Annotated in this window: 20 protein-coding genes; 6 read left to right on the top strand and 14 right to left on the bottom strand. The window is 70.7% G+C overall.

All coding sequences use genetic code 11. From position 1 onward, the window contains the following. Window positions 1–12: 12 nt before the first annotated feature. The 4 genes from B2K11_RS08190 to B2K11_RS08175 are packed head-to-tail and all read right to left on the bottom strand — an operon-like array spanning window position 13 to window position 5,205. The gene (locus B2K11_RS08190) at window positions 13–2,106 is read right to left on the bottom strand and encodes a hypothetical protein (protein WP_163617776.1); all 2,094 of its coding nucleotides are present in this window, start codon (window positions 2,104–2,106) and stop codon (window positions 13–15) included. 5 nt (window positions 2,107–2,111) lie between these two features. Continuing rightward, the gene (locus tag B2K11_RS08185; RefSeq protein WP_163617775.1) at window positions 2,112–2,939 is read right to left on the bottom strand and encodes a carbohydrate ABC transporter permease; all 828 of its coding nucleotides are present in this window, start codon (window positions 2,937–2,939) and stop codon (window positions 2,112–2,114) included. Further along, window positions 2,939–3,910, bottom strand: coding sequence for a sugar ABC transporter permease (locus B2K11_RS08180; RefSeq protein WP_239525857.1), 972 nt, complete (start codon window positions 3,908–3,910; stop codon window positions 2,939–2,941). Before B2K11_RS08180 ends, B2K11_RS08185 begins: the two co-directional genes overlap by 1 nt. Before the next feature lie 47 nt (window positions 3,911–3,957). Further along, complete coding sequence (locus B2K11_RS08175) at window positions 3,958–5,205, bottom strand: extracellular solute-binding protein (protein WP_163617774.1); 1,248 nt, start codon at window positions 5,203–5,205, stop codon at window positions 3,958–3,960. A 167-nt stretch (window positions 5,206–5,372) separates the two neighbouring features. Between B2K11_RS08175 and B2K11_RS08170 the strand changes: the two genes are divergently transcribed. Both B2K11_RS08170 and B2K11_RS08165 read left to right on the top strand, forming a co-directional pair. After that, the gene (locus B2K11_RS08170; protein ID WP_239525856.1) at window positions 5,373–6,884 is read left to right on the top strand and encodes a DUF4038 domain-containing protein; all 1,512 of its coding nucleotides are present in this window, start codon (window positions 5,373–5,375) and stop codon (window positions 6,882–6,884) included. 18 nt (window positions 6,885–6,902) lie between these two features. After that, window positions 6,903–9,083: a beta-galactosidase gene (locus tag B2K11_RS08165; RefSeq protein WP_163617773.1), complete on the top strand. Its 2,181-nt coding sequence runs from the start codon at window positions 6,903–6,905 to the stop codon at window positions 9,081–9,083. Between the two features lie 177 nt (window positions 9,084–9,260). Here the strand turns inward: B2K11_RS08165 and B2K11_RS08160 are convergent, their stop codons facing one another. From B2K11_RS08160 to B2K11_RS08115, 10 genes are all read right to left on the bottom strand, one after another. After that, window positions 9,261–11,108, bottom strand: a complete 1,848-nt coding sequence (locus B2K11_RS08160; RefSeq protein WP_163617772.1) for a hypothetical protein — start codon at window positions 11,106–11,108, stop codon at window positions 9,261–9,263. Window positions 11,109–11,202: 94 nt separating this feature from the next. Further along, complete coding sequence (locus B2K11_RS08155; protein WP_163617771.1) at window positions 11,203–11,955, bottom strand: SDR family NAD(P)-dependent oxidoreductase; 753 nt, start codon at window positions 11,953–11,955, stop codon at window positions 11,203–11,205. A gap of 8 nt (window positions 11,956–11,963) precedes the next feature. Beyond that, complete coding sequence (locus tag B2K11_RS08150) at window positions 11,964–12,830, bottom strand: phosphogluconate dehydrogenase C-terminal domain-containing protein (protein ID WP_163617770.1); 867 nt, start codon at window positions 12,828–12,830, stop codon at window positions 11,964–11,966. Further along, entirely contained in the window at window positions 12,827–13,621 is a 795-nt protein-coding gene (locus tag B2K11_RS08145) for a TIM barrel protein (protein ID WP_163617769.1), read from the bottom strand. Before B2K11_RS08145 ends, B2K11_RS08150 begins: the two co-directional genes overlap by 4 nt. Continuing rightward, window positions 13,618–14,526: a triose-phosphate isomerase family protein gene (locus tag B2K11_RS08140; RefSeq protein WP_345770764.1), complete on the bottom strand. Its 909-nt coding sequence runs from the start codon at window positions 14,524–14,526 to the stop codon at window positions 13,618–13,620. Before B2K11_RS08140 ends, B2K11_RS08145 begins: the two co-directional genes overlap by 4 nt. A gap of 86 nt (window positions 14,527–14,612) precedes the next feature. After that, window positions 14,613–15,098, bottom strand: a complete 486-nt coding sequence (locus B2K11_RS08135; protein WP_163617767.1) for a ribose-5-phosphate isomerase — start codon at window positions 15,096–15,098, stop codon at window positions 14,613–14,615. Next, a complete protein-coding gene (locus B2K11_RS08130) occupies window positions 15,091–16,839 on the bottom strand; it encodes a dihydroxyacetone kinase family protein (protein WP_163617766.1) in 1,749 nt (582 codons plus the stop codon). Before B2K11_RS08130 ends, B2K11_RS08135 begins: the two co-directional genes overlap by 8 nt. Next, on the bottom strand, window positions 16,836–18,254 hold the full coding sequence (locus B2K11_RS08125) for an MFS transporter (RefSeq protein ID WP_239525855.1): 1,419 nt from the start codon (window positions 18,252–18,254) through the stop codon (window positions 16,836–16,838). Before B2K11_RS08125 ends, B2K11_RS08130 begins: the two co-directional genes overlap by 4 nt. Before the next feature lie 94 nt (window positions 18,255–18,348). Next, a complete protein-coding gene (locus B2K11_RS08120) occupies window positions 18,349–20,034 on the bottom strand; it encodes a hypothetical protein (RefSeq protein WP_163617765.1) in 1,686 nt (561 codons plus the stop codon). A 72-nt stretch (window positions 20,035–20,106) separates the two neighbouring features. Continuing rightward, window positions 20,107–21,426, bottom strand: coding sequence for an extracellular solute-binding protein (locus B2K11_RS08115; RefSeq protein ID WP_239525854.1), 1,320 nt, complete (start codon window positions 21,424–21,426; stop codon window positions 20,107–20,109). Window positions 21,427–21,564: 138 nt separating this feature from the next. Between B2K11_RS08115 and B2K11_RS08110 the strand changes: the two genes are divergently transcribed. From B2K11_RS08110 to B2K11_RS08095, 4 genes are all read left to right on the top strand, one after another. Further along, on the top strand, window positions 21,565–22,302 hold the full coding sequence (locus B2K11_RS08110; RefSeq protein ID WP_163617764.1) for an FCD domain-containing protein: 738 nt from the start codon (window positions 21,565–21,567) through the stop codon (window positions 22,300–22,302). Window positions 22,303–22,331: 29 nt separating this feature from the next. Beyond that, window positions 22,332–23,600, top strand: coding sequence for a D-arabinono-1,4-lactone oxidase (locus B2K11_RS08105; protein WP_163617763.1), 1,269 nt, complete (start codon window positions 22,332–22,334; stop codon window positions 23,598–23,600). A gap of 105 nt (window positions 23,601–23,705) precedes the next feature. Further along, on the top strand, window positions 23,706–24,782 hold the full coding sequence (locus B2K11_RS08100) for a nucleoside hydrolase (RefSeq protein WP_163617762.1): 1,077 nt from the start codon (window positions 23,706–23,708) through the stop codon (window positions 24,780–24,782). Next, entirely contained in the window at window positions 24,779–26,275 is a 1,497-nt protein-coding gene (locus B2K11_RS08095; protein WP_163617761.1) for a DUF1593 domain-containing protein, read from the top strand. Before B2K11_RS08100 ends, B2K11_RS08095 begins: the two co-directional genes overlap by 4 nt. Window positions 26,276–26,359: the final 84 nt, after the last annotated feature.

Genomic DNA, 26,359 nt, shown 5'->3' with positions numbered 1-26,359 from the left:
GTCGACGGGGGATCAGGGCCGCGGCGCGAAGCCCTCCGCCCGGATCGTCCAGCCCTCGGGAAGTCGGTCGCGCGGGCTGCCGTCGTCGTCGGTCGCGAGCATCGCGATCGCCGCGAGCAGACCGCCGTTGCCGGGCAGGTACAGCGGCAGGCGGTTCGGCACCTGGAAGTTGTGCCCGTTCGACAGCGAGCGGTTGCGGGGGAGGTCCGTCAGCAGCAGATCGAACGCGGTGTCGAGACGGCCGAGTCGCACCGCGCACATCGCCAGCAGCGGAAAGTCCCAGCCCCACGTCGAGCCCCACTCCCACGCCTCGAGCACGTGGTCGAGCGTGTTCGCCATGACCTCGGGGTCGACGAGGCGGGTCGGCGGGACGAAGCCGTACGCGCCGACGAGCGACGGATGGTCGAAGAGCGCGGTCTGCCCCCGCACCGCCTCGTACCGACCGTTCGCGACAGGGAGCGGCGCGATGCCGTCGACGGCGCGGGTCCATGCCTCGGGCACGTCGCGGCTCTGGCGCCGCCGCCACTCGCACGCGGTCTGCAGCGCCCACAGCACGTAGGCGAGCTCGAATGTCGGGTCCCACGTGGTCGCGGCCTCGTAGCGCTCCTGCGCCGGCATGAGCGGCGGCGCGAGGTGAGCGGTGCCGTCCTGCCACCACACGAGGCCGGCGAGGAACTCGGCGGTCTCATCGACAAGTTCCGCGTACTGCTCGAGCACGCCGGCATCTTCGTCGCGGGCGTGGTAGATGAGCTCGGCGAACGAGATCGGGTGCGGCTGCTGCCACAGCAGCAGCGGTCCGATCTCGTTGGGGCTCTCGACCCCTTCCGGCCCGACGTGCTTGGGCCAGCGCGCGCCGGGGTAGCCGTTGCGGTGCGCGTTCTCGCGGGCGACCGGCAGAATGCGCTGGTACCACGCCAGACTGCGTTCGAGAAGCGCCGGCCGGCTCCACATCGGGAAGTGCGCGGCGTGCCACCAGTGCATCTCGAGGTGGAACGTGCCGCCCCACGAGTTGCAGACCAGACCGCTCTCCTGGGGCGGCAGCGAGCCGGCGCACTGAATCGTGGTCAGGTACTGCGACAGGACGATCCGTCGCTCGAGCTCGTGCGCACGCGGGTCTTCTGATCGCGACAGGTCGACGAAGGCGCCCTCGCTCCAGTACGCACGCCAATGCTCCACGGCGGCCGCGAAGGTCTCGTCGGCGGTGGGGAGGGGAAGATCGGATGCTTCGGGCCCGAACTCGACGACGAGCTCGATGTCGTCGGCCTCGGGCACGAGGTCGATCGAATGCCGCGCGGAGGCCGAGACGCGGCATCCGCTCGCCCGCACCCGCACGGTGTACGACGCCTCGTCCACACGGCGGGTGATGCGCACGATGCCGTCGTGACCGACCTCGACGTCGGTGGAGTGGGTGCCGGGGCGGGTCCAGTCCTCGTCGGCCTCCCAGGTGTCTTGGATGGTGGCGAACGAGATGCGCAGCGCCGCCGCGCCCCCGGTGAAGAGCTCGGACGACGCGGAGACGGCGAGGATGTCGCGGTCCGGGTGCACGGCGGTGCGCGTGCGCGTGCGGAGCCCACCGAGGGCGAACGTGCTGTCGAGCAGTCCGCTCCACAGATCGAGCGTCTGGGCGGTGCCGGTGAGCTCGCCGGGATCTGAGACGGGCTCGCCGGTCACGGGATGCCGCAGGACGTACGCGACGCGCCCGAGGTGGAGGCGCTGGGGGTTCACCCAGTAGTAGTAGCCCGCCGGCTGCAGGCGACGGGCCTCGGCCTCGGTCAGGCGCCAATCGTAGGTCGTCGGGTAGTCGACGGGCGAGCCGTCGGGTCGCTCGAAGCGCACCATCGTGTCGTCGAGCGTGAGCCCGTCGGGATTGGGGGCCCAGTGGAACGCCCACTGCGCCTGGGTTCCCAGCGGCGTCGCGCTCCGCGCGTCGGCGCGCGCCGCCGCACGGCTGTGCCAGTCGGCGAACGTCTGCAGGCCCGTGGCATCGGCGGTGAAGCAGAACTCGCCGTTGCCCACGGTGAGCGGTGCCTCCGCATCGACGCGCGTTCGGCGGATCCGATGCCGGTCGACGACCGCGTGTCTGTCGATCGCCGCTGCGGGGTCCATGCTGCTCATCCCTTGACCGCGCCTGAGGTCGCGCTGCTCATGACCTGCTTGCGGAACAGCAGGAAGACCACGATGAGCGGCAATGTCGCGAGCAGTGTCCCCACCATGACGACGGGGTAATCGCTGGTGCCGTAGTTGCCGTTGAGCTGCTGCAGCGCAACAGGGAGTGTGTACAGATCGGAGTCGTTGAGCACCAGCAGCGGCCACATGTACTCGTTCCAGTTCCACATGAACTGGAAGACGGTGAACCCGGCGATGGCGGGGCGCAGCGCCGGCACGCCGACATGCCAGAACACGCGCAGGAACCCGGCTCCGTCGACGCGGGCCGCCTCGATCACCTCGTACTGCACGGCCTCGCGCGCGGCCTGCCGCATCCAGAAGATCCCGAAGGCGCTGGCAGCGCCTGGCACGATGAGCGGCAGGTAGGTGTTCAGCCAGCCCAGGTCGACATAGATCTGGAACATCGGCACGAGCATCACACCGGTGGGCAGCGTCATGGTGGCGAGCAGGATGCCGAAGAGCCATTTGCGGCCCGGGAACCGGTACATCGCGAACACGAACCCGGACAGCGCCGCGATCGTCACCGTGACCAGCGTGGCGATCACCGAGACGACGACGGAGTTGAGGAAGGCCTGGCCGAAGTCGATGCTCTCGAAGAGCCGCCCGATGTTCTCGAAGAGCTCGGGTCCGGGGATCAGCCGGGGAGGGCTCGAGAAGATGTCGGACGTCGTGCTGGTCGACATGACGATCAGCCAGTAGAACGGGAACGCGAACAGCGCGGCGGCGGGGATCAGAACCAGATGCTGCAGCCAGGCGCGACGAGGGGTCTTCATCACATCTCGTTTCGGCGTCGGGCGATGACGCGGGAGTTGAGGATGGCCAGGAGGATCAGCACGACGAAGATGCCCCAGCCGATGGCGGTCGCGAAGCCGAGGTCGGGTCGCACCGTAGGCAGCGTCGCCCCCATGTAGCCCACCTGGAGGAACATCAGCGTCACGACGGAGTTGCCGGGTCCGCCGAGGCCGTTGGTGAGCACCTGCGGCTCGGTGAAGATCTGAAAGCCGCTGATCGTGCCGGTCACGGCGACGAAGAGGATCGTCGGCCAGATCATCGGAACCGTGATGGAGCGGAGGATGCGCCACGGCCCGGCGCCGTCCAGGCGCGCGGCCTCGTACAGCGACGGCGGGATCGACGAGATGCCGGCGAGGAAGATCACCACGAAGTAGCCGAAGCTGCGCCAGAAGATCATGAGCGCGACCACGAGCCGCACGCCCCACTCGGTGGTCATCCAGGGAACAGCCGACAATCCGATCGCCTCGAGGAACGCGTTGATGATGCCGTACTCGTTCGAGAAGACGGACTGGAAGACGATGGCCACCGCGACGACCGAGGTCACCTGCGGCAGGAAGAACAGGGTCTGGTAGAGGCCCTTGGCGCGCAGCCTCGGCGAGCTCAGCAGTGCCGCGGCGCCGAGGGAGGCGAGGATCACCGGAACCTGTGCGATCACGAAGATGATCACGGTGTTGCTCAGTGCTCCCGCGAACTCGCCCGAGCTGAACAGGCGCTCGAACTGTTCGAGGCCGACCCATTCCGGCTCGCCGAGGCCGTCCCACGAGACCATCGAGAGGTAAACGGCGAACACGAGCGGGAAGAGCCCGAACACCGCGAACAGAATGTAGAACGGCGAGATCGCCAGATACTCGCGCCAGTAGCGCAGCAGTGCCGGGCGACGGCGTCGGGATGGCGGCACGGGTGCCGGCGTCGTCGAGGGCGGAGTCGCCGTCGAAGTTGCGGTCGAGGTCATGATGCTCCCTGGAAGGCGGGGGCGGCGCGCGGCCGCCCCCGCCGGTGTCACTCGGCGGAGTTCTTCTCGACGAGCGAGGAGTACACCTTCTCGGGGTCGTCGTCGTTGAACGAGAGGTCGTTCAGCGCGACGAAGAACTGCGAGGCGACTGTTCCGCTGTCGGGCGCCTGGTAGACCAGCGGCGCCTCCACGGCGGTCTGTGCGAGCGCGCCGAGCGTGTCCTGACCGCCGTAGTACTCCTGCGGCGAGGCGGCGTCGGGGTCGGCGGCCACGCCGGTCGACGCCGGGAAGAGGCCCTTCTCGAGGTAGCCGATCTTCTGGAACTCGGTGCCGCCGATGAACGCCGCCAGCTCCGCCGCGGCCTCGGGGTGCTCGCTCGCCGACAGCGCCGAGACGAACGTTCCGCCGGTCGCGGCGGCGCCGCCCGGAACGGTCGTGACGCGCCAGTTGCCGGACTGCAGCTCGCCCGCGGACTTCAGCAGGCCGTCCTCCCACGCAGGCCCCACGAAGCCGACGATGTCCTCCTGCGTCAGGGCCGCGTTGAACTCGGGCGTGTACGGCTCAGCGTTGGCGCACAGGCCGTCCTGCGCGAGCGAGGCGGTCTCGACGAACGCGTCGTGCGAGATGGGCGAGTCGACGATGTTGACGTCCTCGCCGTCCTCCTGCTCGAAGTACGCGTATCCCTCCTGGGCCAGGCGCGCCTGGTAGACCTGGCCGGCGTGGTCGCACACGAAGCTGCCGGCTCCCGCCGCGGCGGTGGCGAGCTCGCGGTAGGCGTCCCACGAGTCGACGGCCGCAGCGACCTCTTCGGGCTCCGTCGGATAGCCGAGCGTCTCGAGCACGTCGGCCCGATAGAAGAAGCCCCACGGGCCGATATCGGTGGGGAGCGCAACCTGACGACCATCGGGCGCCTGGCCGAGTTCGAGGCCCCACTCGACGGCGTCGCTCTCGGCGGCCTGGTCAGACAGGTCGACGAATTCGTCGGCTACCGTGAAGAACGACGGCAGGCTGCCGCCCATCATGACGACGTCGGGCAGGCCGCTGCCCGAACGCAGGGCCGCGCGAAGCTTGTCTTCGATGTCGGGGATGTTCTCGAAGGTGATGTCGTAGTCCGGGAACTGGTCGGCGAGGATCTGCTCGACATCGTCGGGCACCGAGTTGCCTCGGGCCCACAGGGTGAGCGCCACGTCTTCGCCTGCGTCGCCGGCGCCCGAGCCGGCTGAACTGCAGCCGGCCAGCAGGCTGACGGCGAGGAGGCCGGCGGCGCCGGCTGCGATCTTGCGAGAAACCTTCATTGTCTTCTCCGCTTCTGGAATGTCCGGGTGGAGTGAGTGCCCCTGCCAGCCGTTTCGGGTGTTACCGGTAACAACCGTGGAGGGTGCATGTTCATTCATCTCCTGCAGATTATGCACGACTTTGGTACGTTTCAATAGTCGGTGACGATCGCCGTAGATTCGGAAGGATGACGATGTCCCACTCGCTGTACCGTCCTGTGGAGCTGGCGTTCGAGGCGCCGTCCGCTCTCGCCGTCGGCCTGGAAGCCCCGCTCACCGTGACCTTCCGGCACGCAGATGCCGGCGATATCGCGGTGCCAGGATTCTGGGACGGCGGCACCACCTACCGGGTCCGCTTCGCACCGGACTTGGAGGGGGAGTGGTCGTGGATGACCGAGAGCGCGGATGCCGCGCTCGCGGGCCGGACCGGCGCGTTCGAGGTCTCACGCGGCGCCGAGCACGGGCCGGTGCGCGTCGCCCACCGCTTCCACTTCGCCCACGCCGACGGCACGCCGTTCCGCCCGGTCGGAGCGACCGCGTACAACTGGCTGCACCAGGACGAGCCGCTGTTCTCGTCGACCGTCGACGCGATCGCCGAGGCCGGCTTCAACAAGTTCCGGTTCATGGTGTTCCCACAGGGCGGCGGCTACATCGAGCATGTCCCGAGCCTGATGCCGTTCGAGAAGACCGACGGGCGCTGGGACGTGACCAAGCCGGTGCCCGCGTTCTTCCAGCGCCTCGACCGGGCCGTCGAGGCGCTGGGTGAGCGCGGCATCCAGGCCGACGTGCTCATCTACAACGCCTACGACCGCGGCCAGTTCGGTCTCGACGAGCTCACCGAGGAGGAGGATGCCGTCTACCTCCGCTACCTCGTGGCGCGCCTGGCCGCGTACCCGCACGTGTGGTGGTCGCTCTGCAACGAGTTCGACCAGCTCGAGCGCCCGGCCGACCGCTGGGACCGCACCGGCGCGCTGCTGGCCGAGATCGACCCGTACGATCATCTCCGCTCGATCCACAACTGGATCGAGCTGTACGACAACAACCAGCCGTGGGTGACCCACGCGTCCCTCCAGAACGGCTCGGCCACGACGGACTTCGGGCGGGCCAACCTGTACCGCGACGTGTACGGCAAGCCGGTCGTCCTCGACGAGATCAAGTACGAGGGCGACATCCCCGACCGGTGGGGCCACCTCAGCGCCGAGGAGCTGGTGCATCAGTTCTGGATCACCACGGTGGCCGGTTGCTACGCCTCGCACGGCGAGAGCTTCGTGACCGCCTCGGGGAGCCTCCACATGGTCGAGGGCGGGCCACTGCGGGGCGCGTCGCCCACGCGGCTGGCGTTCCTCCGCCGCGTCCTCGAAGGGGTGCACGGCGCAGGGCTCGATCCCATCGACAAGTGGGACGACCCGGCCTTTGTCGCCGGCATCCCGCGGCAGCTGTACGTGCAGTACCTCGGTCGGTCGGCGCCGGCGACGTGGGACTTCCGGCTGCCGATCGGGTTCCCGGGCGAGCGGCCGGAGCCGGGCGACACCTTCGACGTCGATGTCATCGACACGTGGAACATGACGGTCACGCCCGTCGGCCGGCGCTTCACGCTCGACGACGTCCAGCGCAACGATGCGTACGACCGGGCCTCCGCAGCCGTCGAGCTGCCCGCCGGCGAGGCGCTGGCGCTGCGCATCACGCGCGTGGCGGGCTGACCCGTGGCAGACTCGCGCGTGCCAGGGGCGCCTGACGAGGGCCGGGCCGCGGCATCCGATCGCCTGAAAGCCTGGCGGGGCGGCCCCCGACTCGGGACGGCGTACTACAACGAGTACCTGCCCGACCCGTCGCGGCTCGAGACCGACCTGCGACTCATGACGGATGCCGGCATCACGTGCATCCGCGTCGGTGAATCGGTGTGGTCCACGTGGGAGCCGCGCGACGGAGAGTTCGATCTCGAGTGGCTGACGCCCGTGCTCGACGCGGCGCACGCGCACGGGATCGACGTGATCCTCGGCACGCCGACCTACGCCGTGCCGCCGTGGCTCGCGCGGTCACACCCCGAGCTCGCAGTCGTGCGCAAGGACGGCAGCACCGTGCCGTGGGGCGGCCGCCAGGAGGTGGACTACACGTCAGAGCTGTTCCGCGGCTACGCGGAGCGTGTCATCCGCGCGGTGATCGGCCGGCATGGCCGGCATCCGGCGGTCATCGGCGTTCAGCTCGACAACGAGGCCGGCCTGCATCTGATCCACAACGACCACGTCGTCGGACGATTCCGCGACTGGGTCGCGGACCGCTACGGCGATGTCGACACGCTCAACCGCGCGTGGGGGCTGACGTACTGGTCGCACCGCATCGCCGAGTGGGACGAGCTGTGGGCGCCGTCGGGCAACACGACTCCCGCCTACGACCTCGCCTGGCGGCGGTTCCAGGCCGAGCTGACCGCGGACTTCATCGGCTGGCAGGCCGACCTCGTCCGCCCGCTCGTGGCCGACGACACGTTCCTCACGACCTGCATCGCCTACCAGCGCCCGGCGATGGACGACGTCGCCGTAGCTGCGCGGCTCGACATCGCCAGCGGCAACGCCTACTACCTGTCCCAGGACGCGATGGACCTCGAGCGCGAGGGCGCGGGCGGCCAGTGGTACGCCGACGACGTGCCGCAGTTCGTGCTCATGGCCGACCGCATGCGGGCCTCTCGGCAGGAGCCGTTCCTCGTCACCGAGACCGGTGCGGCCTCCATCGGCCCCGCGTGGCTCACCCGCCCGCCGTACGACGGTCAGCTCGCTCAGGCGGCGTGGCTGCTCGTCGCGCGCGGGGCGCGGCTCGTGTCCTACTGGCACTGGCACACGCTGCACTCGGGCGCCGAGGTGCACTGGGGCGGCATCCTCGGCCATGACCTCGAGCCCGGGCGCATCCATGCCGAGATCGCCGCGATCGGCCGGCAGTTCGCCGCGGCGGCGCCGTGGCTGACGGATGCCGAGCCCGACGCCGACGTCGGTCTCGTGTACGCGCACGACAGCGAGTGGATGATGGCTTTCGAGCCGCCGCTCGCGCGCGGCGCCGATGCCGACCGCGGCGGGTACGCCCGGATCGTGGGCGCGTTCGGTCGCGCAGCGGTCGATTCGGGGCTGCAGGTCGGATTCGTGAACGAACGGCAGCTGCCCGACGCGGGCGAGCTTGTGCGGCGGTTCCCGGTGCTCGTCGTGCCGGGGCTGATCGCGGCATCCGATCCGACGCTCGAGACGCTCGTCGAGTACGCCCGTCTCGGCGGACGGCTCGTGATCGGCCCGCGCACCGGGTATGGCGACGACGAAGGCCGTATGCGACTCGAGCGGGCGCCCGCGATCGTCGGACCGGCGGCCGGTGTCGGCTACCGGGAGTTCGGGGCGCTCGCCGAGCCGATCGAGGTTGTGCGCGACGGCGCGGTGGTCGGCACCGCGCACGGCTGGGCCGACGGGCTCCAGCCGGACGGCGCCGACGTCGTCCTGGGGTACCGGCATCCGCTGTTCGGCCGATGGGCGGCGGTCACGCGCCGCGAGGTCGGTGCGGGCGCGATCACGACGGTCGGCACGCTCCTCGACCGCGCGACGCTGGCCGACGTGATGACGGATGCCGCGGCCCACGGATCCGGGCGCGATGCGGCCGTGGCGGCTGCGAACGCCGGTGCCTCCGCCATCCTCGCGGCGCGCCCGGCCTCGGTCACCGCTCACTCCCTGACAGGCGCTCAGGGTCGCGTGTGGGTGGTGCACAACTGGTCACCGCAGACCCGCACCGTCCGGGTCGCGGCGGACGCGGCATCCGTCCTGGATGACGCGGTGCACCGGGCGGGCACGGAGGTCGAGCTCGCACCCTGGGATGTGCGGATCTGGCGCGAGGCGCCGGCCGTCACGGCGTCGAACTCACACGTCGTGTGACCTCGGGCGCGGCACGGCGTCGAGCTGAATCAGTTCACTTGCGCTGAACGTACGCCCATCGGCCGGTTTCGCGTACGTTCAGCGCAAGTGAACGGGGGTGAGCGGGGACGGCGGGAGCGGGCGGCGGGAGCGGCCGGCGCGTGGAGCGCGGCGCGTGGAGGGTGGGGGCAGCGACGGTCAGAGCGGCAGGAACGACCCGGGCAGCACCTCGGCGGTGCGGGTCGCGCCGCCGGGAAGCTCGACCTCGACCCGGCGCGGGCGATCGTCGAGGTTGGCCACGAGGACGGTGTCGCCGCCGGCGGCGCGGGCGCCGAGCGCCCAGACGAGACCGTCGGGGGAGTCGCCGCGCAGGCCCGTCGCGCCCGCCAGCGCGGCGAGTGCCGAGACCGCGGCGAGCACAGGAAGGGCGGTGCCGTCGGCCGTGCGGACGCCGCGCGGCCCCCACTCCTCGAAGTAGGCGAGCGTGGCAACGCCGGGCACGGCGAGGGCCGCGGCGCTGGCCACGGTCCACGCGGCGAGCTGCGGTGCCGACTGCCGCACATCGCCGGCGTCGAGCAATGCCGAGCCGTAGCCGTCGCGCAGGTCGTCGTGCGCGGGCATCGGCGGGGGCGTCGTCGCCACGTCGTTGAAGTGCGGACGCAGGGAGATCGGGCCGACGTGCACGGGGAGTCCTGCGGCGATGCCCACACCCTGCGTGGCGACGATCCGCTGCATCGGCAGCGCCTCGATCAGCTGTGCGGTGCTGAGGCTGTGGAACAGCGGCGTGCTGCTGAACACGATGCCGGCGAGCCCGCGTGGCAGGCGATGGTGCTCCCGGTTGAGTTCCGTGAAGTGCGAGCGCACTCCGCCCACCACGGCGATGTCGAGACCCGCCTCGGTCAGCGCGTGGCGCAGCCGGGCGATCGCGTCGAGATCGGAGACGTGGCGCGCCGGGCCGGTGGGCGGGAACGCGGTGACGCGCACGATCGGGAGGCCGCGGAGCGCGTGCACGGCCTCGTCGATGCTCGAAGGGTCGGAGTCGTCGAGCACGAAGCGCACGTCGAGCGCAGCAGCAGGCCCCTCGTCTCGGGGACGCTCGCTCAGCGAGCTCGGATCGGTGCGGGCGTCTACGCCTCGCTCGCGCTCGCTCGGCGACTGGGGGCGGCGGTCGGAGGGATGCCGGCCTGCCGCGCGACCGAGGGCCGCGCGCCAGTTGCGGGTCGCGAGGTCGAGCTCGACGAGCACCGCCGCAGGCCAGACGCCGCCGTCCGCCGGCCACCGGTCCGCCGGGGCCGGGTCCGGCGCCGTCGAGGCCGAGACGCCGATCGCGGGGAGCGGGGGTCCTTCGTCGAGCCGGATGCGGGTGACGGGATCCGGAGCTGTGGCCGTGGGAGTGCCCGACACGGCGACGTCGATCGCCTGCACGACCCGTTCGCCGGCGGCGACCGTGTACGGGAAGGGCAGGGCGAGCGGGCGGCTGTAGGTCTTGTACGAGGCATCCGTCCAGTTGCGCTGGTCCTCCATCTCGAAGACGTCGCCGGTGAAGCGCATGTCGAGCTCGAGCCCTTCGTGCGACCACGACAGGCCCGCGATGTCGAGAGCCGGCTGATGCGGGCTGATGCGCTCGGGGAACCGCGAATGCGCGACCGTGCCGTCGGAGTGCCGGATGTGCAGGCCCACGCCCGCCAGCGCGGGCGGGTGCAGCACGACGAGACCGGTGCGGTTGGTCGCCAAATCCGTCTGAGGCTCGAGGTCCGTGAGCACCCGCAGGCGCCCGGGCCCGCGCACCTCGGCGCGGACGATCCCGCGCAGGTCCGAGCCGAGGCCCGTCGAGTGCACGTGCAGCGTCAGTGCGAGGTCGGATCCGTCGACGCGGTCGACGACCAGGCCCGCCGTGTCCCAGTTGCGGTCGCGCACCACGGCGCGCACCGACCGCAGCACGACGTGACCGTCGTATGCGATGTCGGCGAATTCGTCGTCGCGCAGCTCGAGCGACCACGGTCCGCTCCGCCACGCGGTCGCTGCGCCGCTCCACACGTCGGTCATGCGCTCCATCCTCGTCTTCGGCGCGCCGATGCGCCTCCCCTGTCGTGTTCCGCACGCCCAGCGCGCCGATGGCGCCAGGAAAGTCGACAGCGGGTCAGATCGTCATGCCCCCGTCGACCGCGAAGAGCGCGCCCGTCGCGAACGCGGCGTCGTCCGACGCGAGGAACACCATGATCCCCTCGACATCGCCCGGCGCTCCCGCACGACCCATCGGGATGCGGCCGATGATCGCCGCGCGCGCCACAGGGTCGCTGGTGATGGTGTTGACGAGCGAGGTCTCGGTATACGCCGGGACGACGGTGTTGACCCGGATGCCGCGATCGGCGTAGGCCGCCGCGACCGTGCGTCCGAGGCCGTGGATGCCTGCCTTCGATGCGCTGTACGCGGTGAAGTCCTGCCCCTCGCCGTTGATCCCGGTCGGGCTGCCGGTGAGGATGATCGAGCCGCCGCCGGTCTCCAGCATCGAACGGATGGCGTGCTTGACGGTGAGGAAGGTGCCGGTCAGGTTGACGTCGATCGTGCGCTTCCACACGTCGAGATCGAGGTCGGCCGCGGCCGCATCCTGCCCGAACAGCTGCACACCGGCGTTGGCGACGACGACGTCCGGCGCCCAGCCCTCGGCGCTCAGCAACCCGAAGGCGGCTTCGACCGACGCCTCGTCGGAGATGTCCATCACAGCAGCCCGGGCGGCGAGCCCGATCGCATCCGCCGTCGCGCTCGCGGCAGCGGCATCCCTGTCGGCGATGACGACGCGAGCTCCCTCGCGGGCGAACCGCTCCGCGACGGCGCGCCCGATGCCGGTGCCCGAACCGGTCACGAGTGCGGTCTTGCCTTCGAGTCTGGTCATCGTCGTCCTCAGCGCTCGATGTGGTCGAGGTGCAGCATGCGCGCGAGGTTCTTGTCGAGCTCGTCGTCGCGGAAGATCTTCTTCCAGTCCTCCTTGATGATGCTCTCGCGGCCGTAGTCCATGGCGATGAGGCACGCGTCCGAGAACGGGTTGTCGCCGCGCAGGCCGTTGGCGAGCGCCACCTGCGTGTGGCCGTACAGGATGCTGCGGGCCGCCGCCTCGGGAACGCCCATGGTGTTCACGGCCTCCTGCAGAGCCTCGTTGAGGAGGGCGCCGATCATGCACGCGACCGTCTCGACGAGCGTCGGCTCGAGCTGGGCGAGCTGCTTGATGGTGACCCAGTGGACGTCGATGACGGGCGCATAGATGGCGCGGACGGTCGCCTCGACGATCGCCTGCTTCTCGGGATCGTCCGACTCGATCGCCGCGATCGCGTCCTGCGGGGCCGCGATGCCGCCGAACGTGTCGGCCCACTCCTCGGGCGTCTGGCGCTGCAGGAAGATCGATGGGTGGCAGGGGTGGGCGACGGCCTGGATGACGTCCTCACGCGTGGTGAGCAGACCCGCGTAGGCGGCGGCCGGGTCGAGCGTGAGCACGATCGCGCCCGACTTGAGCTGCGGCACGAGGTCGGCGGTGACGGGGCCGAGCGCGAGGTCGGGCACGGCCAGCACGACGATGTCGGCGTCGGCGACGGCGGTGCCGGCATCCGTCAGCTCTCGTCCTGCGTCGAGGGTGCGCTGCTGACCCGCGGGCGAGTTCTCGACGTACGCGACCTGGTGGGCGGTCTTGACGAGGTTGTCGGACACCCGCATGCCCATCTTGCCGCCGGCGCCGACGACGGCGATCTTGTACGTCTCGGTCGAGGTGGTGCTCATGTCGTGCTCCTCAGATATTCGATGGTTCGGCGGGTCCATTCCCGCTCGGTTCGGACGGTGGTCGCGGCGTCTGTCTGCCAGGAGAGCCAGTGCTCGACGATTTCGTTGACCCCGTTCTCGCGGGGCTGGACGGTCTCGAGCAGATGGGGGTAGTCGTGCAGGCCGTCGCCCATCGGCGCGCCGCCGTACGTGAAGCCCACCCAGCCGGGTTGCCGGGCGAAGGCGAAGTCCTTGACGTGCACGTTCTTCACGTGGCGAGCGGTGGCCTCGACGCAGTCGCGGGGCAGCTCGAGACGTGCCACGACGTTCGCCGGGTCGAGGCAGATGCCGAGGTGCTCGCTGCCGATGCGGTCGACGAGACCGACGAGGTCGGCGGTTGCGACCTGCTCGTACGTCTCGAGAGCGAGTTCGACTCCGGATGCCTCGTACGCGGGCAGCGCGGAGCGCAGCCACTCCTCTGCCTGCGCGAGCGTCGGACGGTTGTCGGGGGAGTACAGCATGCTGCGCACGAGCCGGGCGTCGAAGACGCCGGCGAGCTCGAGGAAGCGGGCGAGGCGGTCGGGCTCGATGCCCTTCGTGCCCAGTTCGATCGTGAGGCCCAGGTCGCGGGCGGCGGCCGCGGCATCCGTCAGCTCCGCGTCGTCCATCGACTCGAGCGGCGCATAGTCGCAGATCTGGAAGACACCGACATCCAGGGCCATGGTGGCCTCGAACGCGCCGACGAGCGAGAGCGGCTCCGGCACCTGGTCGGAGTGCTGCCAGAAGAAGGCGTACGTCCCGAGGCCGATCATGCGCCGACCTCCGTGCCCGGTGCCTGAGCTCCCGGTCCCTGCGCGTGAGCCTCCGGTGCCTGAGGCTGTCGAAGGGCCCGCGCCTCGACGGGCTCGACGACGGAGGAGCGGGCGTCGACGACGGAGGAGCGGGCGGCGAGAGCGGATGCCTCCTCCAGCACCGCGACGAGGGCGTCCGGGTCGTGCGCGAAGCGGCCGAGGAAGAGTCCGTCGACGCTGTCGCCCAGGCGGGTGAGGAGGCCGGGGCCGGCGGAGCCGCCGTAGATCACGACGCTGCCGGTGCGGTCGGGGTCGGCGTCGATCGCGGCGCGGAGAGCGCGCGTCACGGTGACGATGTGCTCGTCGGGAGCGGGCTCGGCGGCGCCGATCGCCCACACCGGCTCGTACGCGACGATTGCCGGACCGACGGGCACGTTCTCGAGGTTCGCCGCCAGCTGTTCGACGTTGGCGAGCGCGGCTGCCGTGCTCGCCAGGCGCTCCGCCTCGCCGATGCAGACCACCGGCGTGATCCGATGGGCGAGGGCCGCGGCGGCCTTCGCGGCCGTGACGGCGTCCGTCTCGCCGAACAGGCGGCGGCGCTCGGCGTGCCCGATCTCGGCGACCGCCACACCGATCTCGGCGAGCTCGGCGGCGGCCACCTCGCCCGTGTACGCGCCGGGCTCGAACTCCGAGACGTCCTGCGCGCCCACGAGCACCGGCGTGCCGGCGAACGCCTCGATCGCGGCGGGGATCTGCAGGTAGGTCGGGATCACGAAGAACCGCACATCGCCCGATGCCACGGCGGGGTGCGCGCCGGCGCGGCGAGCGACAGCGGCGAACCACGCCCGCGCCTGCTCATGCCCGAAGTACGTCTTCAGGCTCACCCCCACCGTGACCTGCGCGTCGGTCCCGCTGCGAACGGACACGAACTCCTCAGAACCGAGCGACCCTCGCAGATTCTGACGGGAATCGTGAGAGATGGGCTGGTTTCTGCGGAGTTCGTGCCTGGACATCAGCAGCTTCCGGTGGTCTCGTACTCGTCGATGACGGCGACCTTGTCGGCCGAGGCCGACGAGGTGTCGAAGCGGTAGGTCAGCCATTCACGCACCAGGCGCCGGGCGAGCTCGACGCCGACCACGCGCTGGCCCATCGTGAGCACCTGGGCGTTGTTGGAGAGCACGCCGCGCTCGACCGAGTACGAGTCGTGGGCCGTGACCGCGCGGATGCCGGAGACCTTGTTCGCCGCGATCGCGACGCCGAGCCCGGTGCCGCAGATCAGCAGCGCGCGGTCGGCGGTGCCGGCGGCGACCTGCTGGGCGGCCTCGATCGCGACCCTCGGGTACGGGGTGTGGCCGTCGGCGTCCACGCCCACGTCGACCACGGAGGCGACGCCGGGGTTCTGCTCGAGGTCCTTCTTGAGGATCTCCTTGTAGTCGAAGCCGGCGTCGTCGGCGCCGATCACGATCCGCAGCGGCTCTGCGGTCTGGGACTCAGGCATGGGCGTTCTCCTTCGGGGACTTCCGGGCCGTGAGCAGCTCGCCCACGGCGGTCACGATGAGCGCGAGCGAGATCGCGCCCGGGTCGGGGGTTCCCACGCTGTTCTGGCCGTGCGCACGCGCGCGGCCCATGCGGGGGAGCAGATCGGCGGTCGCGTCGGCGGCCCGGGTCGCGGCATCCGCCGCCGTTCGCCACGCGTCGGTGAGCCTCGCGCCGGCGTCGACGGCCTGGGTCAGCGTCGAGGTGAAGGGCACGAGCGCGTCGACGAGCGTCTTGTCGCCGACCTCGGCCTTGCCGTAGTCGGTGACGCCTCGTGATCCGGCGGCGACGCCCGCAGCCACGGCTGCGGCGTCGGGGCTGCCCTCGTCGCCCAGCTTCGCGGCGATCGCGTTCAGGATGACGCCCCACAGTGCGCCGGACGTGCCTCCGGCCTTGTCGGCCCACGCGTCGGCCGCGCGCGCGAGCGTGGTGCGGGCGCCGGCTCCGGCGTCCACCGCGGTCTCCGCAGCGGCGAGCGCGGCGTGCGAACCGCGCTGCATGCCGATGCCGTGGTCGCCGTCGCCGGCGATCGCGTCGAGCCGGCCGAGCTCGCCGACGTGGGCGTCGACGGTCTCGGCGATCGTGCGCACGGCGGCCAGCACCGTCGCGGCGGCGGCACGGGATGCCTCGTCGCCCGGCTCGATGACATCGGCCACGTCGGCCGTGGCGGCCGCGTCGGACCGCTCCTGCGGAGCCACCGAGCCGCGCCGGTAGGCCGGGGTGTCGACCGGGGTCTCCCACAGCGACTCCAGCACGTCGTCGAGCCAGAACAGCGTCAGCGACGTGCCGGCCATGTCGAAGCTCGTGCAGTACTCGCCCACATGCGGGTCGACGATGTCGATGCCGGCATCCGCGAGCAGCTGTGCGATGCGCCGGTAGACGACGAACATCTCCTCGTACTTCAGCGAGCCCAGGCCGTTGAGGATGGGGACGACGCGGGCCCCCCGGACCGCGTCGACCCCATCCGGCACCTCGGCGAGGAGCTTCTCGACGAGCAGTTCCGCCAGGCCGTCGGCCGTGGGGATGCCGGTCTCGTCGATGCCCGGCTCGCCGTGGATGCCGAGCCCGATCGCCATCCGGCCCTCGGGAACGGTGAACAGGGGATCATCGGCGCCGGGCAGCGTGCAGCCGGTGAACGCGACGCCGAACGACCGCGTGCGCTCGTTGGCGTGCTGCGCGAGCCGCGTGACCTCGGCGAGATCCGCGCCGGACGCCGCGGCGGCTCCGGCGATGCGGAACACGGTGAGGTCGCCGGCGATTCCGCGGCGCTTGTGCTTCTCGTCCACCGTCGCGCTGAAGATGTCGTCGGTGACCGTCACGGTCTCGCACGCGGTGCCCTCGGCCCGCAGCCGCTCCTGCGCGGCATCGAAGTTCAGCACGTCGCCGGCGTAGTTGCCGTAGCTGAAGAACACGCCCCCGCCGTTGTCGGCCGCCTTGGCGACCGAGAACACCTGCTGCGTCGACGGCGAGGCGAACAGGTTGCCCATCGCCGCGCCGTGCGCGAGTCCGGGGCCGACGAGTCCGCCGAAAGCGGGATAGTGGCCCGAGCCGCCGCCGATCACGACCGCGACCTGGCCGGCCGGCGACGCCGTGCTGCGCACGACGCCACCCGGGACCCGGCGCACGTAGCGCCCATTGGCCGCGACGAAGCCGTCGATCATCTCGTCGGCGAAGTCCGCCGGCTCGTTCCACAGACGGGTCATCGCGCGTCGCCCTTCGGGTCGGCGGCCGCGCCGAGGGCGGCCGCGTCCACCGTGGGCACGTCGTCGGCGGCCGCGTCGACGGTGACCGGGTTGATGCGGTTGCTGCGGGCCAGGAGCACCATCAGCACCGCCGACACCAGCATGACGAAGCCGACGATGAACATCGGGATCTCGTAGCCGCCGGTCCAGTCGCGCACCGCTCCGGTGATGAACGGCGCCGAGAACCCGGCGAGGTTGCCGATCGTGTTGATGAGTGCGACGCCGGCCGCCGCGGCCGCGCCGGTGAGGAAGCGCGTGGGAAGCGTCCAGAAGTTCGGCAGCGCGGCGAAGATGGCGCTCGCGGTGATCGTGATGACCGCGATCGTGGCGGCGGGGGAGCCCGCGAACAGGGCGAGCGGGATGCTGACGGCGCCGGCGAGCGCGGGGATCGCGATGTGCCAGGTCTTCAGGCCGCGCTTGGAGGCGTCGCGCGACCAGAAGTACATGATGATGGCGGCCGGCAGGTACGGGATGGCCGTGATGAGGCCCTTCTGGAACACGTCGAAGGTCTGGCCGGTCTGCTCCTGGAAGCCCTCGATGATCGTGGGGAGGAAGAAGGCCAGGGCGTAGAGGCCGTAGATGAAGCCGAAGTAGATGAACGACAGCACCCACACGCGACCGCTCTTGAAGGCGAAGCGGGCCGAGACGTGGCCGTGCTCCTTCTTCTGTGTGGCGGCCTTCTCGCGGTCGAGAGCATCCGTGAGCCACACCTGCTCCTCGCGGGTGAGCCACTTGGCGTCGGTCGGCTTGTCCTTGAGGTAGAACCACGCGATGACGCCGACGACGATCGCCGGGATGGCGACGCCGAAGAACATGAACCGCCAGCCCTCGAGGCCGAAGAACACCTCGTTCTGCTGGATCAGCCAGCCGGCGAGCGGAGCGCCGATCACCGTGGTGAGGGGCTGGGCCAGGTAGAAGAGCATGAGGATGCGGCCGCGGTACTGCGCGGGCACCCAGAGGCTGAGGAAGAGAATCGCGCCCGGGAAGAACCCGGCCTCGGCGACGCCGAGGAGGAAGCGGAGCACGACCAGCTGCTCGAAGTTCTGAACCCAGGTGAAGAGCAGCGCGACGATGCCCCAGCTGACCATGATGCGCGACAGCCAGCGCCGGGCGCCGAACTTGTGCAGGGCGAGGTTCGACGGCACCTCGAGCAGGATGTAGCCGATGAAGAACACGCCCGACGCGAAGCCGAACTGAGCGGCGCTGAGCGCGAGGTCGTCGTTCATGCCGTTGGGGGCGGCGAACCCGATCGCGGTGCGGTCGAGGTAGTTGATGAAGAACATCAGCGCCACGAACGGCACGAGGCGGGTCGACACCTTGCGGATGGTCGAGCGCGCGACCGGCGGCGCTTCCGCGGTGTTCTGGTTCTGGTCCACTGTGACTCCTGCTCGTCGACGGTGATCGAGATGACTGCCGACTATTGTGGCAAACCGGTTGACCAATTGCAAGCAGGCGTCCGTATGCCGGAAGTCAGCCCACCCGCGAACGCAGGGCATCCGCGATCTCGAACTCGAGCGTTTCTCCGCCGGCGCTCGCAGCACGGATGCGGAGTTCGACGTCGCCGAAACGCTGGGTCCAGACGTCTGGGGATCCGGCGTGCTCGGCGATCGTCTCCTGCGCGTCGGGGTCGTCGAAGCTCTCGTACACGACCCAGCGCCCGTCGCCGACGCGCTCGGTCGCCGCGTGCTCCGCGCCGCAGAGCCATGCGGCGATGAGCACCGTCGCTCCGGCCCGCGCCCGTGCGCGGAGTGCGTCCCGCGTCATGAGGGGAAGCCGGCTGCCGGCGACGACGACGAGTCCGGCATCCGCGAGCTGATCGGATCGCACGTGCTCGTCGAACACGAGAACGCTCCGCGTCGCCTGGAAGAGGCCGTGCAGATGCGTCTGCGCGGCGGCGCCCGCCTCGAGAGGGAAGTGCGGTCGCGCGATCCCGTCGAGCTCGTGGCGCGGGAACTCGTACCCCGGGATGTGCAGGCAGCTGCCGTGGTCGGGGAGCTGCCCGTGACTCAGCGCGTGCCATGCGGCGAATACGCTGCGCGATGTGGCAGGCGCCGTCGCGTCGCGGTTGCCGAACGGCCGGTGGCCGCGCCCGAAGTCGCTGTCGTCGGCGTGCACGAGCGCGATGTCGGCACGCGCATCGCGGTGGCTCCAATGGAGCGGATGCCGCGGCACGAAGTCGCGCACGAACTCGTGCCACACCTCCCCATGGGCGGTGCGCTCGAACGCACCTGACGCGCGGTGGCTCACCAGCACGTCGACGTTCTCGACGAACAGCCGTGTGGGTGCGAAGAGGTAGGCGAGGCGCAGGGCCGAGGCGAACTCCGCGGGCGAGTGGCCGGGGAATCCGGGGGCCCGGGTGAGCCATGGCCCGATGTCGGGGCCCCACAGATCGGCGCAGATCCACAGCTCGCGGTCGTACTGCACCGCCGCGCCGAGGGCGGTGCCCAGCTGCAGCGGCTGGAACGACTCCTTCATGACCTTCGGCGCCGGAGTCATCCCCGCCCGCGCGAGCGTGTGGAACATGACGGGGAACACCTGCTCGGCGAGCACGGGCACCGGAGCGCCCCCGCCCTCCGCCGTCGCCGCATCGACGTCGCGCACGATGGCCCGCACCGCGGCGTCGATGACGCCGATCGCATCCTCCGCGTCGAGACCCTCGGTCTGGCCGAAATGCGGCAGATGCGCGTCGCGCCGGTACTGGTCGGCGTGGATCTGCAGGTGCTCGGGCTCGTCGTACAGCACGCCGGCGAGCCTGCCCGAGGCCGCGGCATCCCGGACCAGCTCCGCGGGAAGGTCGTACCGGTTGGTGCCGTCGACGTAGGGACCGTTGATGTTGCCGTACTCGTTGCCGAGCACGACGTCGATTCCGGCGTCGTCGAGGTCGCGCAGCAGGGCGCCGTGGTCGTGGACGGTCGGGATGACGTGGTGGACGTAGAAGTCCGCGCCGAGCTCCCGCAGCGCCATCACGAACTCGCGGGGCGTCGGCGCGGGATCCTGCGAGGCGATGGGGATGCCGGTGCCCGTGCGCATGACCGCGTCCGAGGCGTCGCCCGCCCACGGGTCGTGGAAGGCGACGACGGGACCCTGGATGCCGAGCGACGGCCGGGATGCCGGCGCGCGGTCCGGGGGATCGGGAAGCGGATCGGACGTGGGCACGTGTGGCTCCTCGGGTCTGTGGCGAACGGACGCGGAGGCCGGCCGTCACGGTCGGCCTCCGCATCGCGTGCACTACTGGCTGCTGACGACGACGTCCATCTCGGCGAAGAACTGCGCGACCGCCTCGTCGACCGAGATCGTGCCGAAGTTCAGCTCCTCGCCGAGTTCGCGGAACTTCTCGTGCAGCGAGCCGTAGCCGACGATCGGCACCGGCGGAGCGTCGCCCAGTCGGTCGGCGATGGATGCCTCGTAGTCGGCGATCGTCTGGCTCAGCTCGTCGAGATCGGCGGCCTCGCGTGCCGTCTCCGAGGCCGGCAGACCGCGGTTGGTGCCGAAGATCTCGCCGGACTCGGGAGAGTTGATGAGGAAGTCGATCAGCGTGGCCGCCGCCGCCGGGTGCTCGGAGTTCGCGGCGATCGAGTACATCTGCGACGCCTTGAGATAGAGGTCCTGCCCCTCCTTGACCGAGAGCGGGGGAGCGATCAGCTGGATCTCGTAGCCCTCCCCGAGGTTGGCGAGGAAGCCGGCGCCGGTGTTGTCCCAGGTCGCGTCGCTCGCGCTGAGCGCGCTGTCGAAGGCCGTGAGCGGCTGCACCTCGGCGATCCGCTGCTGGGGAACGAACTCACCGCCCTCGCGGGCGGCCGAGGCGGAGTCCCAGAACTCTGCGAGGCGGTCCTCGTCGAAGCCGGGCGTTCCGTCCTCGTCGAACAGGTTCGCACCCTCTGCGCGCAGCTGCAGCTCGAAGTTCTCGATGCGGGCCGTCGGGTCGACGCCGCCCCACGCGTCGACGCCCGCCGACTGCGCCGCGTCGCTCACGTCGGCGATCCACTCGTAGTAGTCGTCCCAGCTGCCATCGGTGAACGGCTCCACGCCGAGCTCGTCGAGCAGGGTGGTGTTCAGGAACATGCCCCACGAGTTGGTGGACAGTGGCACGGCGGTGGTGACGTCGTCCACCACGCCGGCCGAGAGCACCTGTGGCTCGATCGTGTCGGTCTGGATGATGGAGCCGAGGTAGGGCTCGAGGTCGAGCAGCGACCCGCTCTGCGAGTATTGCCGGAGGTAGGCGAGGTCCATGGTGACGACGTCGGGCAGGCCGTTGCCGGCCGCCTCGATCTGACGCTTCTCCCAGTAATCGGTCGGCGCGAGGAAGATGATGTCGACGTCGATGTTGGGCTGCTGTTCCTCGAAGACGGCGATCGCCTCGTTGTAGAGCTCGGCGCGTACGTCGTTGCCCCAGAAGGTGAAGGTGATCGACACCTCCTCATCGGGGTCGAGGGTCGGCTGCGTGCTCGCCGGCGGGCTCGAGGCGCATCCCGTCAGGACGGCGAGGGCTGCCAGACCCACCCCCGCCGTGGCCGCCATGGGCTTCTTGCTCCGGAACTTCATCGTCATGCCTCTCGTCATCGAGCTTCAGGAAACGCTTTCTCACGGTGCCGTGAGAAAGGCGACTGACGTCGCCTCGCCACAGTCTGACAAACCGGTTGACCGAAATCAATCCCGGATCTCGCGCGACTGCCGTAAGTTGTTCGCATGCCCGCCTACCCCGACGACCGCTCGGCCGAGATCACGGCGGCGCTCGGCGCCCTCCCCTCCGGCACTCCGGTGTCGGAGGTCGCCCGTCGCCTGATGGACCTCTTCACGACCGGCGACCTGGAGGCCGGCACGCGGCTGCCTCCCGAGCGGCAGCTCGCCTCGACGCTGGGCGTGGGGCGTTCGGCGGTCCGCGAGGCCCTCGCCGCACTCGAGATCCTGGGCATCGTCGACGTGCGCCCCGGCTCGGGGACGTACCTGCGCGGCACCGCAAGCGAACTGCTGCCGCAGACGCTCCGCTGGGGGCTGCTCATCGGCAGCAAGAACACCGCGGAGCTGCTCGAGCTGCGCTCGGGGCTCGAGATCTACGTGGCCCGGCTGGCCGCCGGCCGGGCCGCGGCATCCGATCTGTCCTCGCTGTCGGGCTCGCTCGCCCGCATGCGCAGCGGCGTCGGCGACCTCAAGGCCTTCGCCCGGGCCGACCTCGACTTCCACAACGCGCTCGCGACCGCGGCCGGCAACGACACCCTCGTCGACCTGCTGCACGTCGTGCGCTCGCTGCTGCAGGTGTACGCCGACCGTGCGGTGCACGACGACGCCGAGGCGCGCATCGCCGTCGACGAGCACGGTGCCGTCTTCCGGGCGATCGAGGCGGGGGATGAGGATGCCGCGGCCTCGGCCATGGCGACCCACATGGCGACCGCATCGCAGCGCCTCGCCGCCGAAGCCGCTCCCTGACCCCCCGCATCAAGCCGTAAGGAGGCGCGATGCCGCGCAATTGGGCTGGAACGTACGAGTACTCCGCGCCGCGGATCGTCGACGCGACGTCGGCCGACGACGTGCGCCGCGTACTCCGCGAGCCGGGGCGCGTCCGCGCCCTGGGCACGCGCCATTCGTTCACCGATCTGCCCGACACCACCGGCACGCTCGTCGACGTGACCGGGTTCGCCGCCGAATTCGAGCTCGACGAGGCCGCGCAGGCGGTCACCGTGCCCGCCGGCATCCGCTACGGCGTGCTGGCCGTATGGCTCGACGACCGCGGCTGGGCGCTGCGCAACATGGGGTCGCTCCCGCACATCAACGTCGGCGGTGCGACCGCCACGGGTACGCACGGGTCGGGCGACGCGAATCCGGTGCTCTCGGCATCCGTCCGCGCCCTGCGCTACGTCGGCGCCGACGGCGAGGTGCACGAGGTGCGCCGGGGGGGTCCCGACTTCGACGCGCTCGTCGTCGGTCTCGGCGCCTACGGCATCGTCGTGTCGCTGACGCTCGACATCGAGCCCGCCTTCCGCGTCCGGCAGGACATCTACACCGGCGTGAGCTGGGATGCCGCGCTCGCTCACTACGACGAGCTCACCTCGGCGGGGTACAGCGTGTCGGTCTTCTCGCGCTGGGAGGAGCCGTCGGTCGGCTACGTGTGGATCAAGACGCGCCTCGACGCCGACGACGACCTCGTGCCCGACACGGTCTTCGACGGCGTCCGTGCCCTCACCGGCGACTCGCCGCTCGGGGTCGAGGACAACGTCACCGAACTGGCCGGCGTCCCGGGGCCGTGGATGCTGCGGCTGCCGCACTTCCGCCTCGACGCCCAGCCCTCGTTCGGCGACGAGATCCAGAGCGAGTACTTCGTCGCCCGCGCCGATGCGCCCGCCGCCCTGAGGGCGGTGCGCGCCGTGTTCCAGCAGTCAGCACCGGACGACGGCATCCGTTCCCATCTCATCTGGACCGAGCTGCGCACCGCTGCCGCCGACGAGCTGTGGCTGAGCCCCGCCTACCGCCGCGACGTCGTGATCATCCACTTCACGTGGTTCAATCACCCCGACGACGTGGCCGCCGCGCTGGGGCGCATCGAGGCGGCGCTCGAGCCGTTCGACGCGCGGCCGCACTGGGGCAAGGTGCACGGCTTCGACCGTGCCGCCATGGAGCGCGTCCACCCCCGCCTGGCCGACGCCCGCGCGGTGTTCGAGCGTCTCGACCCCGACGGGCGCTTCACGAACGCGCACCTCGAGCGCGTCGGGGTGCGCGAGCGGCGCTGACGCCGGCGTCCCCGAGGAGGGGCGTGGACCATCGGAGATTGGTCAACCGGTGTTACAGTTACCGACGAGATCGTTCGTGACGACGCGGCGAAAGGGAAGTCGACGATGACGCAGATTCCGAGCGGAAGCCCCCGCCCGACCGGCCGCCCCGCGCGCACCTGGAGCCTGGGCGAGACGCCCTGGCAGCAGATCCCTCCCGTCGGCGGGCCGCGTGCGCGCGTCATCATCGACAACGACTTCGCGGGCGACCCCGACGACCTCTACCAGCTGGTGCACCACCTGCTCTCGCCGAGCGTCGACATCCGGCTCGTCGTGGCTTCCCACCTGCGCGGCGACGACCCGTTCGACTCTTCCGGCCGCAGCGCGCAGAACGCCGAGGCTGTGGCCCGTGACGTGTTCTCGCGGATGGGACTCACGTCCACGGACATCATCGTCGCGGGGTCGGACGACCCGCTGCCGGACCGCTCGAGCCCACAGCCCGCCCCGGCCGTCGACGCCATCATCGCCGAGGCCCTGCGCGATGACGTCTCGAGCCCGCTGTTCTACGTCGCCGGCGGCGGCCTGACCGACATCGCCTCGGCGTACCTCACCGATCCGCGCATCGCGGAGCGCCTGACGCTCGTGTGGATCGGCGGTGGTGAGCACGACGGCCTTGCCGTGCCGCCGCCGAACCCCATGCCGGTCGAGTACAACCTGCTCATCGACCCGGTCGCCGGGCAGGTCGTGTTCAACGACTCGACGATCCCGCTGTGGCAGGTGCCGCGGGACGTCTACCGCCAGTGTCTCGTGTCGGATGCCGAGCTGCGCGTCCGCGTGGCGGGGGCTGGTCCGCTCGGCCGCTACCTCTACGACGAGGTCGCGTACGTGTGCGCGATGGTCGCTTCGCATCTGGGCGGAGCGTCGGAGACGTACGCCCTCGGCGACTCGCCGCTGGTGCTGCTCACCGCGCTGCAGTCGGTGTTCGAGCCGGATCCCTCTTCGAGCCGATACGTCCGGCGACCGACGCCCGCGCTCGGCGAGGACGGTGCTTACAGCGATGTCGCCGGTGCACGGCCGATGCGGGTCTACACCTGGGTCGACACGCGGCTGATGTTCGAGGACATGTATCTGAAGCTCGCCGAGTTCGAACGGTGGCAGGCGGCGCCGCATGCCGCCCCGGGGGAGCCTGAGGTGCTCTCATGACGGCACCCGCACCCGTCGCGTCGACCATCCCCCGGCCGCGGACGATCGTCACCGCCGATCCCGAGCTCGACGACCTGAACTCGATGATCCGGTTCCTGCTCTACAGCAACGAGCTCGAGATCGAGGGCCTGATCTACGCGAGCAGCCGGTTCCACTGGCGCGGCGACGGAGCGGGCACGAGCTTCTTCCTGCCCGACCGCGAGTACGACGAGCCGCAGACCTCATGGCGATGGGCACCGGGCGAGCGGTTCATCGACGATGCGGTCGACGCCTACGCACAGGCGCACGCGAATCTCGTGGTGCATGACCCGCGCTTTCCGAGCCCGGAGCGGCTGCGGTCGGTCATCCGCGAGGGCAACGTCGACTTCGAGGGCGACACCTCCGCTGAGACGCCCGGGTCGCGCCTCATCGCCGACGTGCTGCTGGACGATCGCCCGGGCCCCGTCTTCCTGCAGCTGTGGGCCGGACCGAGCACCGTCGCCCGTGCGCTGCGGTCGATCGAGGAGCGGTTCCGCGACACCCCTGACTGGGAAGCCGTGCACGCCACCGTGTCGGCGAAGGCGGTCATCACGAAGTTCGCCTCGCAGGACGGCACGTTCGACGACTACATCGCGCCGGTCTGGCCCGGCATCCGGGTGCTCGAGGTGGCCACGCTCGCCTGGGGCTACATGGCGCGCTGGACCATCCCCGCCGCCCAGCACGGGCTGCTGAGTGCCGAGTGGATGCGCGAGAACGTCACGAGCGTCGGCCCGCTCGGCGCGCTGTACCGCGTCTGGGGCGACGGGCGGCAGATGGTGCCGGGCGACATGACCGACTACTTCCACCTGTCGGGGGTGTCCGCCGACGAGCTCCGCGCAGAGGGGTACAAGGTGTGGATCGACCCGCAGCCCGCCGGCGAGTGGATCTCGGAGGGCGACAGCACGAACATGCTGAACCTGCTCGTTCCGAGCCTGCGCGGGCACGAGCATCCGTCCTATGGCGGCTGGGGCGGCAGATACGAGCCGACGTCAGAGGGTGCCGACACGTGGGGTCTCACCGACGCCGCCTTCCACCCGAACGGTGCCGACCTCGCGAACGGACCCGGCGGCGACGAGGGATCCGTGGTGCGCTGGTTCGCCGATGCGCAGGCCGACTTCGCCGCGCGCCTTCGGTGGAGTGTCACGCGCCGCTTCGAAGACGCCAACCACCACCCGGTCCTGGCGATCGAGCAGGGGATCGACCACGGCGTCGAGGCGGGTGGTGAGGTGCGGCTGTCGGCTCTCGTCGACGACCCCGACGGCGACATCGTGCGGGTGCGCTGGTGGATCTACGACGACGCGGGGACGACGGATGCCGCGCTCGCCGCCGTCGACGGGCCCGAGACGACCGTGCAAGTGCCTGCCGGCGCGAACCCCGGCGACACGATCCACGTCATCGCCGAGGCATCCGATGATGCTGCCGGGTACCCCCTGAAGTCGTACCAGCGCGTCATCGTCACCGTCACCGGCGCCTAGCGTCCGACCCGTTCACGTCGAGGCTCGTGCTTCGGGTGGCACGACACGCCGCTACGGGCGACCGGAGGCCACGTGTTGCGTCAC

The sequence above is a fragment of the Microbacterium sp. B35-30 genome (assembly GCF_010634855.1).
Lineage (GTDB): Bacteria > Actinomycetota > Actinomycetes > Actinomycetales > Microbacteriaceae > Microbacterium.
This window is presented reverse-complemented; position numbering and strand designations above follow the sequence as displayed.

Excerpts from the sequence above, each read along its gene's own strand:
- B2K11_RS08190 (WP_163617776.1), bottom strand. The coding sequence starts at position 2,106 with ATGGACCCCGCAGCGGCGATCGACAGACACGCGGTCGTCGACCGGCAT.
- B2K11_RS08185 (WP_163617775.1), bottom strand. The coding sequence starts at position 2,939 with ATGAAGACCCCTCGTCGCGCCTGGCTGCAGCATCTGGTTCTGATCCCC.
- B2K11_RS08180 (WP_239525857.1), bottom strand. The coding sequence starts at position 3,910 with ATGACCTCGACCGCAACTTCGACGGCGACTCCGCCCTCGACGACGCCG.
- B2K11_RS08175 (WP_163617774.1), bottom strand. The coding sequence starts at position 5,205 with ATGAAGGTTTCTCGCAAGATCGCAGCCGGCGCCGCCGGCCTCCTCGCC.
- B2K11_RS08170 (WP_239525856.1), top strand. The coding sequence starts at position 5,373 with ATGACGATGTCCCACTCGCTGTACCGTCCTGTGGAGCTGGCGTTCGAG.
- B2K11_RS08160 (WP_163617772.1), bottom strand. The coding sequence starts at position 11,108 with ATGACCGACGTGTGGAGCGGCGCAGCGACCGCGTGGCGGAGCGGACCG.
- B2K11_RS08155 (WP_163617771.1), bottom strand. The coding sequence starts at position 11,955 with ATGACCAGACTCGAAGGCAAGACCGCACTCGTGACCGGTTCGGGCACC.
- B2K11_RS08150 (WP_163617770.1), bottom strand. The coding sequence starts at position 12,830 with ATGAGCACCACCTCGACCGAGACGTACAAGATCGCCGTCGTCGGCGCC.
- B2K11_RS08145 (WP_163617769.1), bottom strand. The coding sequence starts at position 13,621 with ATGATCGGCCTCGGGACGTACGCCTTCTTCTGGCAGCACTCCGACCAG.
- B2K11_RS08135 (WP_163617767.1), bottom strand. The coding sequence starts at position 15,098 with ATGCCTGAGTCCCAGACCGCAGAGCCGCTGCGGATCGTGATCGGCGCC.
- B2K11_RS08130 (WP_163617766.1), bottom strand. The coding sequence starts at position 16,839 with ATGACCCGTCTGTGGAACGAGCCGGCGGACTTCGCCGACGAGATGATC.
- B2K11_RS08115 (WP_239525854.1), bottom strand. The coding sequence starts at position 21,426 with ATGACGATGAAGTTCCGGAGCAAGAAGCCCATGGCGGCCACGGCGGGG.
- B2K11_RS08110 (WP_163617764.1), top strand. The coding sequence starts at position 21,565 with ATGCCCGCCTACCCCGACGACCGCTCGGCCGAGATCACGGCGGCGCTC.
- B2K11_RS08105 (WP_163617763.1), top strand. The coding sequence starts at position 22,332 with ATGCCGCGCAATTGGGCTGGAACGTACGAGTACTCCGCGCCGCGGATC.
- B2K11_RS08100 (WP_163617762.1), top strand. The coding sequence starts at position 23,706 with ATGACGCAGATTCCGAGCGGAAGCCCCCGCCCGACCGGCCGCCCCGCG.
- B2K11_RS08095 (WP_163617761.1), top strand. The coding sequence starts at position 24,779 with ATGACGGCACCCGCACCCGTCGCGTCGACCATCCCCCGGCCGCGGACG.